10 protein-coding genes are annotated in these 10645 nt (G+C 74.2%); 3 read left to right on the top strand and 7 right to left on the bottom strand.

Annotated features, from left to right (window positions below; translation table 11 throughout):
• Positions 1-69 precede the first annotated feature (69 nt).
• The 7 genes from F9B16_RS34985 to F9B16_RS34955 are packed head-to-tail and all read right to left on the bottom strand — an operon-like array spanning position 70 to position 6801.
• A complete protein-coding gene (locus F9B16_RS34985; RefSeq protein WP_151544503.1) occupies positions 70-816 on the bottom strand; it encodes an SDR family NAD(P)-dependent oxidoreductase in 747 nt (248 codons plus the stop codon).
• A complete protein-coding gene (locus F9B16_RS34980) occupies positions 813-1751 on the bottom strand; it encodes a fumarylacetoacetate hydrolase family protein (RefSeq protein WP_151544502.1) in 939 nt (312 codons plus the stop codon). Before F9B16_RS34980 ends, F9B16_RS34985 begins: the two co-directional genes overlap by 4 nt.
• Positions 1752-1766: 15 nt before the next feature.
• Entirely contained in the window at positions 1767-2705 is a 939-nt protein-coding gene (locus F9B16_RS34975; protein WP_151544501.1) for a VOC family protein, read from the bottom strand.
• Positions 2705-3706: an amidohydrolase family protein gene (locus F9B16_RS34970; protein ID WP_225992216.1), complete on the bottom strand. Its 1002-nt coding sequence runs from the start codon at positions 3704-3706 to the stop codon at positions 2705-2707. The genes F9B16_RS34975 and F9B16_RS34970 overlap by 1 nt, the downstream gene beginning before the upstream one ends.
• A complete protein-coding gene (locus F9B16_RS34965) occupies positions 3703-4830 on the bottom strand; it encodes an FAD-dependent oxidoreductase (RefSeq protein WP_151544499.1) in 1128 nt (375 codons plus the stop codon). The genes F9B16_RS34970 and F9B16_RS34965 overlap by 4 nt, the downstream gene beginning before the upstream one ends.
• A 7-nt stretch (positions 4831-4837) precedes the next feature.
• Positions 4838-5797, bottom strand: coding sequence for a cyclase family protein (locus tag F9B16_RS34960; RefSeq protein ID WP_192809144.1), 960 nt, complete (start codon positions 5795-5797; stop codon positions 4838-4840).
• On the bottom strand, positions 5797-6801 hold the full coding sequence (locus F9B16_RS34955) for a fumarylacetoacetate hydrolase family protein (protein WP_151544497.1): 1005 nt from the start codon (positions 6799-6801) through the stop codon (positions 5797-5799). The genes F9B16_RS34960 and F9B16_RS34955 overlap by 1 nt, the downstream gene beginning before the upstream one ends.
• A gap of 103 nt (positions 6802-6904) precedes the next feature.
• On the opposite strand from F9B16_RS34955, the gene F9B16_RS34950 reads away from it, so the two are divergent.
• The 3 genes from F9B16_RS34950 to F9B16_RS34940 all read left to right on the top strand — a co-directional run.
• Positions 6905-7816 (top strand): LysR family transcriptional regulator, encoded by a 912-nt coding sequence (locus F9B16_RS34950; RefSeq protein WP_151544496.1) that lies wholly within the window; start codon positions 6905-6907, stop codon positions 7814-7816.
• 73 nt (positions 7817-7889) lie between these two features.
• A complete protein-coding gene (locus F9B16_RS34945) occupies positions 7890-8267 on the top strand; it encodes a BlaI/MecI/CopY family transcriptional regulator (RefSeq protein ID WP_151544495.1) in 378 nt (125 codons plus the stop codon).
• 196 nt (positions 8268-8463) lie between these two features.
• Positions 8464-10645 (top strand): glycosyltransferase (locus F9B16_RS34940; protein WP_192809143.1); only part of this gene is annotated, 2182 nt, incomplete at its 3' end.

Genomic DNA, 10645 nt, shown 5'->3' with positions numbered 1-10645 from the left:
CCCCCCCCCCCCCGGGGGGGGGGCCCGCCCGCCCCCCCCCGGCCCCGGCGCCCCCGGCCCCGCCGCAGCTCAGCGAAGGGCGTCGGAGATGGGCTTGGCGCCGCCGTGGGCGGTGTAGCCGCCGTCGACCGGGATCTCGGCGCCGCTGATGTAGGACGCCTCGTCCGAGACGAGGAAGACGATCAGCGGGGCCACCTCGTCGACGGTGCCGGGCCGGCCGAGCGGCGTCTGCGCGTTGTTCGCCTCGCGGAACGCCGCCGGGGCGGACGCGGTCATCGGCGTCTCGATGAACCCGGGATGGACGGTGTTGACGCGGATCCCGGCGCGTCCCAGCTCCGTGCACGCCGTCGCGGACAGGCCGCGCAGCGCCCACTTGCTGGCGGTGTAGGCGACGGGATAGTGGCCGGTCAGCCCGGCGGCCGACCCGACGTTGACGATCGACGACCCCGGCGGCATCAGCGGCGCGAGGTGCTGGACGCCCAGCAGCGCGCCGGTCACGTTGACACGGTGCACGCGCTCCCAGTCCGCGACGGTGACCTCGCCGAGCCGGGCCCGCCAGGTGACGCCCGCGTTGTTGACCAGGCCGTCCACGCGGCCGTGGGTCTCGCGGAGCCACGCGGCGAGGCCGGCCCACCCGGATTCGGACGTGACGTCGAGCCGCCGGTAGACGACGCCGTCCGGCAGCGCCGGGGCGTCGTCGGCGAGGTCGGTCGCGATGACCGCGGCGCCCTCGCGGGCCAGGGCGGCGGCCTCCGCCGCGCCCTGGCCCTGCGCCGCGCCCGTGACCACGACGACCTTCCCGGCGACCCGGTTCACGGGCGTTCCCGCGCGCGCTTGCGGGCGCGCGGGATCGGGACGGGCGCCGCGCCCGGGACGATCGTGTTGGACACCGTGCCGATGCCCTCGACGGTGAGGGTGACGGTGTCGCCCGGCTTGAGCGGCGGCGGGTCCTGCGCGCCGCGCCGCCCCCACAGTTCGGCGAGGCAGCCGCCGTTGCCGCAGGTCCCCGAGCCGAGGACGTCGCCGGGCCGCAGCCGCGCGCCGCGCGAGGCGTAGGCGACGAGGTCGTCGAACGGCCAGCCCATGTTGGACAGCAGGTCGCGGCCGACGACCTCGCCGTTGACCTCGGCGGTCAGGCCGAGCCGCAGGAACCCGTCCGCGTCGCGGTAGGGCTCCAGCTCGTCGGCGGTGACGATCCACGGGCCGAGCGTGGTGGCGAAGTCCTTGCCCTTGCACGGGCCGAGCCCGACCTGCATCTCCCGGGACTGCAGGTCGCGCGCCGACCAGTCGTTGAAGACCGTGTAGCCGAACACGTGGTCGCGCGCCTGCTCGGGGGACAGGTCGGCGCCCGAGCGCCCGATGACGGCGGCGACCTCCAGCTCGAAGTCGAGGGCCCCGCAGCCCGGAGGGAGCGGGACGTCGTCGTGCGCGCCGACCATCGCGTGCGGGTTGGAGAAGTAGAAGGTCGGGGCGTCGTACCAGGCGTCCGGGACGCCGGACGCGCCGTCCACGGCCTTCCGGACGCCCTCGACGTGCTCCTCGAACGCGACGAAGTCCCGCACGGACGGCGGCTCGATCGGCGGCAGCAGCCGGACGTCCGCGAGCGGCACGGCCGCGCCCGCCGGCTCCGGAACCGGACCGGAGGCGACGACGCCGAGCAGGTCGGTGCCGTCCGGGAACGGCAGCACCCGGTCGCCTTCCACGACGCCGCAGCGGCGGACGCCCTGATGCAGGTAGGTGGCGAGTCGCATCGCGTCTCCCTCCGATCAGACCGGCGGGGCGACGAAGACGCCGCGGTCGGGGTCGTTGAACGACTCCTTGGCGATCAGCTCGTTCATCGGGTTGGCGGTGCCCCACTGGTCGGTGACGTCGGGGTCGGAGAAGTCGTACAGGTGCGGGTGCCAGGCGTCCTCGTCGAGGGTCTCCAGCTCGGTGGTGTACTCGACGGTGTTGCCGTGCGGGTCCAGGAAGTAGGAGAAGGTGTTGTCGCCCGCCTTGTGCCGGCCCGGTCCCCAGATCATCCGGACGCCCGCGCGCAGCAGCCGTCCGGTGCCGAACATGTACTCGTCCAGCCCGCGCATCTCGAACGACACGTGGTGCAGGGACGTGTGCGGCCCCTTCGCGATCGCCATGCTGTGGTGCTGCGGGTTGCAGCGCATGAAGTGCATGACCTTGCCCATGTGCGGCGACGTCAGGGTGTCGCTGAGCGCGAAGTCCAGGTGCGTCTCGTACCAGGCGCGGGTGGCGTCCAGGTCGGGGGCGTTCAGCACGACGTGCGACAGCCGGACCGGCACCGCCTCGCGCTCCTCCAGCTTCCGGTGCTCCCGGACGGCGACGTCCGCCGACACCTCGACGGTCCGGCCGTCGATGTCGAAGAACCGGAACCCGTAGCCGCCGCCGGGCGTGGCGAGCTTTCCGGGCTCGGCGACGATCGTCACGCCGGCCGCGCCGAGCCGCTCGGCGAGCGCGTCGACGTCGGCGGGGGACGCGGCGCCGAACGACACCAGGTCGAGGCGCTTCTCGTCCGCCTTGCGGAGCCGGACGACGTACTGCTCCGGCGACCCCTCCGCCGCCAGGAACGAGATGCCGGTGTCGCCCGCGACCTCGGTCAGGCCCCAGACACCGGAGTAGAACTCGCGCTGCCGGTCGTAGTCGGGGACGGCGAGGTCCACATGGCGCAGATGGGTGATGAGCCTTTCGGGCATCAGTTCTCCTTGAGGTCGAAGAGGGCGACGGCGTTGCCGCCGCGCACGGCGTCCAGGTCGTCGCCGGGGGGCAGGGCGGCGCGGAGCCGGTCGAGCGGGTCGTCCACGCCCATGTCGAACGGGTGGTCCGAGCCCATGACGACCTGGGACGCGCCCGCCGCCGCGATCAGCGCGCGCAGCGCGCCCGGCTCGTAGACGAGCGAGTCGAACCAGATCCGCCGCAGGTAGGTGCTCGGCGATTCGGCGCAGGTGCGGGACTCGGGCCGCACCCGCCAGCCGTGGTCGGCGCGGCCGAGGTAGGTCGGCAGGTAGCCGCCGCCGTGCGCCGCGACGATCTTCAGTCCGGGGTGCCGGTCCAGCACCCCGGAGAAGATCAGATGCGACAGCGCGACGGCGTTCTCGGTCGGCTGCCCGACGATGTTGGACAGGTAGAACCGGTCGAGCCGCTCGTCCAGCGTGCAGCCGAACGGGTGCAGGAACACCACCGCGCCGGTCTCGGCGGCCCGCGCCCACAGCGGGTCCAGCTCCGGGTCGGACAGCTCGCGGCCGGGGGCGTGCGAGGAGATCTCGACGCCCTTCAACCCGAGCGACAGCGCATGGTCGAGCGCCTCGACGGCGAGGTCCGGATGCTGGAGCGGGACGAGCCCGAGCCCGTGCAGCCGGTCCGGGACCTGCGCGCAGTGCGCGGCGGTCGCCTCGTTCGCCGTCCGGTACACGGTCCGCGCCAGGTCGGGGGCGGCCCAGTAGTGGTAGTGCGACGGCGACGGGCTGACGATCTGCACGTCCACCCCGGCGGCGTCCATGTCCGCGAGCCGCGCCTCGATCCGCGTCAGCCGCGCGAACCGCTCGCCGATCATCTTGCCGCCGGCCTGCAACGACTCCGGGCCGTTGCGGCGCGCGTCCAGCTCCCGGTGCTCGGTGTGGCCGGGCGCCCCGGCGACGGTCTCCTCGATCTGCGGCAGCAGCACGTGCGCGTGCACGTCGACGGTGGGGATGTTCACGGGCGCTCGCTCACGATCGCGCTGATGCGGCCCATCAGGCCGGGGACGTCGGCGTCGGGGGACGGGTTCAGCTGCCATTCACCGAGCTGCACCGACGCCTCCACGACCGCCTTCGCGCGCTCGAACCGCCGGTCCATGAACGCGTCGAACAGCGCCTGGTCGAGCCGGTCGCCGCCGAGCAGCAGCTCGGCGAGGACGGCGGCGTCCTCCAGGCACTGCGCCGCGCCCTGCGCCAGCGTGGGCGGGCACGCGTGCGCGGCGTCGCCGATCAGGACGGTCCGGCCCCGGTTCCACGGCCGGTCCACCAGCAGCGACTCGAACCAGGTGTAGTTGATCCGGTCCGGGTCGGTGATGTCGGCGCGGATCTCGTCCCACGCGCCGCCGTAGCCCTCGGCGAGGGCGCGCATGTGCGACGGCTTGTCGGCGTCCGCGATCGACTCGCGGGGCCGCGCCTTCTCCACCAGGTACGCGTACATCGTGTCGGGACCGGTCGGGCAGTACCCGGCGATGAAGCACGGCCCGCCGTAGATGAGGTCGGTGCGCTCGACGTCCTTGGGACGGCGCGTGTGGATCCGCCAGATCCCCATGCCGGTGGGCTTCGGCGACGCGTCGATGCCGAGCAGCCCGCGCACCGCGGAGCGGATCCCGTCCGCGCCCACGACCAGGTCGTACGTGCCGGTGGTCCCGTCGGAGAAGCGCACCGCGACGTGCTCGCCGGAGTCGTCGAGCGCGGTGACGGTCAGGCCGAACCGGACGGTCGCGCCCGCGTCCCGCACCGCCTCCGCGAGCACCGCCGCCAGCTCGGGACGGTTCATGCCGAGCGTCGCGGGCAGGTCGGGGCCGCCGGTGCGCGCGTCCGGGATCTCCGCGATCAGCGTCCCGTCCGGCGCCCGCAGGCCGAGGACGTCGAACGCGTACCCGGACGCGCTCAGCCGGTCCCACACGCCGAGGTCGCGCAGCACCCGCAGCGCGTTGCCCTGCAGCGTGATGCCCGAGCCGAGCGCGGTCGCGTCCGGCTTGATCTCCGCGACGTCCACCGCGACGCCGCCCCGCGCCAGCAGGACGGCCAGCGCCGACCCGGCCGTGCCGCCCCCGACGATCAGGACGTTCCCTACTGCTGCCATGCCGACCTCACTTCACCGCGATGGGATTGACGGGGGCGCCGACGGCGCCGGTGACCGGGATCGGCCCGGCGGCCAGCCAGAACTCGTGCACGCCGTCGGCCGCGCAGTCGGCGGCGAGCGCGTCCAGGTCCCACAGCTCGCCGATCAGCAGCCCCATGTTCGGGATCGCGACCTGGTGCAGCGGCTGGAACGCGTCGTCGAACTCGTTCGGCCGCACCTCGAACCCCCACGTGTCGGTGGCGATCGCCGCGATCTCGGTGCGGTGCAGCCATCCGGCCGTGGTGAACGAAAGACCGGGCGCGGGCCCGCCCGCGTAGTCGCCCCAGCCGTCGCGGCGCGCGCGCGTCAGCTGCCCTGTGCGTACGCACACGATGTCGCCGCGCCCGACCGTCACGCCGTGCGCGTCGATGGCCGCCTGGAGGTGCTCTTCGGTGATGGCGAAGCCGTCGGGCAGCTCGCCGTCCTCGCCGGCGACGCGGCCGACGTCCAGCAGCACACCGCGTCCGGCGACCGGGGCGGCCATGTGCTCGATGCCGGTGACCAGGTCGCCGTCGGACGTGACGACCTTCTCCGCCGGGCGCCCGTTCCACGCCTTGCCGTGGTCGAAGATGTGGCCGAGGCCGTCCCACTGGGTGGAGCACTGCAGCGGCATCGCGACGACGTCGTCCGCGCCGCCGATGCCGTGCGGGAAGCCCTGGTTGCCGAGCGCCGCGTCCGTCCCGGTGTCCAGCATCGTGTGGACGGGGTTGGTGCGGCGCCGCCAGCCCTTCTGCGGGCCGTTCATGTCGAAGCGCTGCGACAGCGAGAACGACACGCCACGCCGGACCAGTGCCGCGCCCTCGCGCCGCTTCGCCTCGTCTATGAAGTTCACGGTGCCGAGGACGTCGTCGTCGCCCCAGCGTCCCCAGTTGGAGTACTTGGCGGCGGCCTCCGCGATCGCGCCCTCGGGGTCGGTGCGGTCGAGCATCACGCCTCCTCCGCGTCCGCGGATTCGGCGACGCATCGGTTGCGCTGTGCGCCGAGGCCGGTGATCGAGCCCTCCATGACGTCGCCGTCCCGCAGCAGCCGGCCCCAGTGCATGCCGTTGCCGGCCGGGCTGCCGGTCAGGACCAGGTCGCCGGGCAGCAGCCGGACGGTCTGCGACGCGTACGCCACCAGCCGCGCCACGTCGAAGATCATGTCCTTGGTGGACTCGTCCTGCATGACGTCGCCGTTGAGCTTGAGCGTGACCCGCAGGTCGCCGGGGTCGCCGACGAACGCCGAGGGCACCAGATACGGGCCGAGCGGGGTGAACGTCGGCGGGTTCTTCGCGCGCAGCCAGTCGGTGCCGATCTCCGGCATGTCCCGGCGGAACACCGCCTCCCGCGCCGTCAGGTCGTTGGCGATCGTGTAGGCCGCGACGTGCTCCAGCGCCTCGCCGGCGGACACCCGGTACGCGGGACGGCCGATCACCGCGGCGAGCTCCAGCTCCCAGTCCGGCTTCTCGCACCAGCTCGGGATCACCACGTCGTCGTACGGGCCCGTCACCGACGACGGCAGCCCGATGAACATGTACGGCTGGTCCTCGGCGGCGCGCCGGTCCATCATCGCCGCCGTCTCCTCGCGCACCTGCTCGGCGGGCCGCCCGCCCTCCGGCTCGTGCGCCACCGCGAGGTCGATGACGTGCGTGCGGTAGTTGGCGCCCGACTGCAGGATCTGGCGCGGCTCGACGGGAGCGTGCACGGCCAGCCCGTCCAGGGGCGTCCAGGCGCCGTCGCCGTCGCCGGACTCCGCGGCGGCGTGCAGCAGCGGCAGGGCGTCGTCCCAGCGCTCCAGCAGCCCGCGGGTCGTGGCGCCGCCCCCGGGCAGGTCCGGGACGGTGCGCAGGTCGAGGACCCGTCCGTCCCGGACCAGGCCGGCGAACCGCGGGCCGTCCCCGCTGGAGAAGGTGCCGACCGCGAACGGGCCGGACGGGTGCGCGTGTGCTTCCACGAGGTGTCCTCTCAATGTCTGCCTTAACCTTGGGACAACGGAGCCGATCTGGGAAATAGATTCCTCGGATGGCTGCCATCGACGACACGGATAGAGTGGAGCCGTGAACCTGGCGAGCCTCGACCTGAACCTCCTCGTCGCGCTGCGCGCGCTGCTGGAGGAGCGCAACGTCACCCGCGCCGGCCGGCGCATCGGGCTCAGCCAGCCCGCCACCAGCGCCGCGCTCGCCCGGCTCCGCCACCACTTCGCCGACGACCTGCTCGTCCGGACGGGCAACAACTACGAGCTGACCCCGCTCGGCACCGCGCTGCTCGTGCCCTGCGCGACCGCGTGCGGGCTGCTGGAACGGCTGTTCACCAGCCGCGCCGAGTTCGACCCGGCGACCGAGGCGCGCGAGTTCACGATCATCGCGTCCGACTACGCGATCGCCGTGTTCGGCGCCGCGCTCGCCCGCGCCCTGCACGCCGCCGCGCCCGCCGTCAGCCTGGTGTTCCAGCAGGTCGGCCCGGAGATCAACGAGAACACCGACGCGACGCTCAGCGCCGTCGACGGGCTGCTGATGCCGCACGGCATCGTCAGCGGCCTGCCGACCGTCGAGCTGTACCGCGACGAATGGGTCTGCATGGTCGCCGACGACCATCCCGACGTCGGCGACCGCATCACCATGGACGACCTCGCCCGCCTGCCCTGGGTCGTCTACCAGCGCCCCTACGACGCGCCGGCCGCCCGCCAGCTCAGCATGCTCGGCCTCGAACCGCACGTCGAGGTCTCGGTGCCGAGCTTCCAGCTGCTGCCGAGCCTCGTCGCGGGCACCCGCCGCGTCGCGCTCATCCAGCGCCGCCTCGCCGACCTGGTCGCGCCGATCGCGGCCGTCCGCGTCCTGCCGTGCCCGTTCGAGGCGGTGCCCGTCCAGGAGGCGCTGTGGTGGCACCCCGTCCACACCCAGGACGCGGCGCACATCTGGCTCCGCGAGACCGCCGCCCGCGTCGCCGCCGGGCTGGCGGCCCTCCCGTGACACCATGCCCCATGGACGGCCGCGGCCCGGCCTCCTACTATCGACGTAGTAATCCCGTTGCGGGGACGAGGACATGGTGAACGAGGACGACCGGGGGCGGCGCCCGGCGGGCATGCTGGAGGACGCCGTGCTCGCCGTCCTGTGGGAGGGCGCGCGCCCGATGAGCCCCGCCGACGTGCAGGCCGTCCTGCCCGGCGGCCCCGCTTACACGACGGTGATGACCACGCTGGCGCGGCTGGCCCGCAAGGGGCTGGCGAGCCGGGAGCGGGCGGGCCGCGGGTTCGTGTACTCCGCCGCCGTCGACGAGGCCGGACACACCGCCGCCGCGATGAACGAGTTGCTGCGCCGCCGCCGCGACCGCGCCGCCGTGCTGGCCCGGTTCGTGTCCGAGCTGGAGCCCGAGGACGAGGAGCTGCTCCAGCGGCTGCTGCGCGACGGCGGCGAAGCCTGAGGTCCGCCCCCGAAGGGCGCCGCTCGAGTGTCCGTCCGGTACCCGTGCGCGGCGTGCCCGATCGATGAGTTTCCGCCCGGTCCGGGGTATATCCCCAGGCCGGGCGAGGTTCGTCCGGCGCTTACGTTCCGATTACCCGCAGGCTCTTACTATCGCGGTAGTAGGTGTTGGACGAGGAGCGAGGGCGGTGGGGCCGATGCCACCCGAACCCGACGTGACCGTCGTGGTGATCGTCTACAACGACGCGTCGCGGCTGGCCCGCGCCGTCCGGTCGGCGCTCGGGCAGTCGCTGCCGAGCGTCGAGGTCGTGATCGTCGACGACGCGAGCACCGACGCCACGCCCGCGGTCGCCGCCCGGCTGGCCGCCCGCGACCCGCACCGGGTGCGCGCCTTCACCCTCCCGGTGAACTCCGGCGGCTGCGGACGGCCGCGCAACATCGGCATCCGGCACGCCAAGGGCCGGTACGTGATGTTCCTCGACAGCGACGACACCCTCGACCAGCACGCCTGCCGGAACATGGTCGCCGCCGCCGACGGCACCGGCGCGGACCTGGTGTCGGGCCGCTGCGTCCGCGTCCTGCCCGACCGCGAGCACGCCTGGTACCCCCGGCTCTACCGGGAGAGCGCCGTCTACGACGGCATCCTGGACAACCCCGACCTCCTCTACGACACGCTGGCGACCAACAAGTGCTACCGGCGCGCGTTCCTCGACCGCGCCGGGCTGCGGTTCGCCGACCGGCTGCACTACGAGGACCTGCTGTTCAGCGCCCAGGCCTACCTCGGCGCCAACCGCATCGCCGTCATCCCGCACCGGGTCTACAACTGGCTGGTGGACCCGCGCGGCGCCGCCCTGTCGATCACCAACCGGCGCGCCGAGCTGAGCAACTTCGCCGACCGGCTGGAGATCCACCGGCGCATCGACGCGGCGCTGCGCGCGCACGGCGCGGACGAGATCGCGCTGGTCAAGGACGTCAAGTTCGTCAACCACGACCTGCTGCTCTACCTGCGCGAGCTGCGCAGCCGCGACCCCTGGCACCGCGAGGCGTTCCTCGGCCTCGCCCGCCCCTACCTCGCCGAGCTGGACGACGCCGTGTTCGAGGCCGCGGACAAGATGCCCGCCATCGCGGCGCTGATGGTCCGCGAGCGCGACATCGAGGCCGCGATGGCCGCCGCCGACCACGTGCCCAGGGGCGGCGGCCGGCCCGTCCTGTCGATCGCCCCCGCCGAGCGGGACGGCCGGATCTACTGGACCGGCGAGCACCTCGGGGCGCCGGCGGCCCGCCGCGTCCTCGACATCACCGGCCTCGGCGTGCACTCGGCCCCGCTGTCCGAGCTGGTCCTCGGCGGCCGGGTCACCGCGATGCGCCGGGACGGCAAGGCGCTGCGGATGTCCGGCACCGTCGTCAACCCGCTCGGCCGGATCCCCGACGACGCCGAGCTCGGCGGCCGGCTGGAGATCCGCGACCGGCGCCGGCCCGGCCGCGCGTTCGGCGTCCCGGCGACCGTGCGGCGCGAGAACGGCCGGATCGCGTGGGAGACGGTGTTCTTCCCCGCCCAGGTGATCCGCCCGATCGGCCTCGTCGACCAGACCTGGGGCCTGTGGCTCCGGCTGACGGTCGGCGGCACCCCCGTCGAGGTGCGGCTCACGTCCGAGGGCACCGCGCACTGCGACCTCGCCGTGCCCGTCCGGCCGCGGCTGAGCCGCGCGGCCGGGGACCGGATGGAGGCCTACGTCGCCGCGACCGGCGAGCTCGCGCTGCGGATGGCGGCCGGGCGCTGGCCCGCCCGCGTCACCCTGCCCGCGTTGCGCCGGGTCGCCCGCACCGGCGCCGGGCGGCGCTGGTGGCGGCGGTTCGTCCGGGCGGAGCGCCGGCTGCGCGAGCGGTTCTCGGCCCGCCGGACGAAGATCGCGGTGTTCAACCGGCTGCTGGTCCGGCTGCCGGTCCGCCGGGGCACGGTCGTGTTCGAGAGCCGGAACGGCGCCCGCTACTGCGGCGACCCCAAGTACGTCTTCCGGGCGCTGCGCGACAGCGCCGCCCCCTACCGGGCGATCTGGTCCTACCGCGACGACCGGCGCGGCTTCCCCGACGAGGCGCTGCTGGTCAAGCGCGGCTCGTGGGCCTACTACCGGGCGCTGGCCCGCGCCGAGTTCTGGGTCGACGACCGGAGCCTGCCCGCCGGGCTCGCCAAGCGTTCGCAGACCACCTACATCCAGATCCCGCGAGGACCCGTTCCCGCGCCGCCGGAGGCGCCGCCGGACGGGCAGGGCCCGCCGGTGCCGCGCCATCGCGCCGACCACCTCGTCGTCCGGTCCGAGCGCGACGTCCCCGCGCCGGGCGGCGTCCCCGCGCCGGGCGACGTCCCCGCGCCGGGCGACG

Source organism: Actinomadura montaniterrae, assembly GCF_008923365.1.
Classification (GTDB): domain Bacteria; phylum Actinomycetota; class Actinomycetes; order Streptosporangiales; family Streptosporangiaceae; genus Spirillospora; species Spirillospora montaniterrae.
Note: the sequence above shows the minus strand (reverse complement) of the source record. Positions and strands in the feature narration are given on the sequence as shown.

Coding starts and splice junctions, on each gene's coding strand:
- F9B16_RS34945 (WP_151544495.1), top strand. CDS start 7,890: ATGGTGAACGAGGACGACCGGGGGCGGCGCCCGGCGGGCATGCTGGAG.
- F9B16_RS34980 (WP_151544502.1), bottom strand. CDS start 1,751: ATGCGACTCGCCACCTACCTGCATCAGGGCGTCCGCCGCTGCGGCGTC.
- F9B16_RS34965 (WP_151544499.1), bottom strand. CDS start 4,830: ATGGCAGCAGTAGGGAACGTCCTGATCGTCGGGGGCGGCACGGCCGGG.
- F9B16_RS34960 (WP_192809144.1), bottom strand. CDS start 5,797: ATGCTCGACCGCACCGACCCCGAGGGCGCGATCGCGGAGGCCGCCGCC.
- F9B16_RS34975 (WP_151544501.1), bottom strand. CDS start 2,705: ATGCCCGAAAGGCTCATCACCCATCTGCGCCATGTGGACCTCGCCGTC.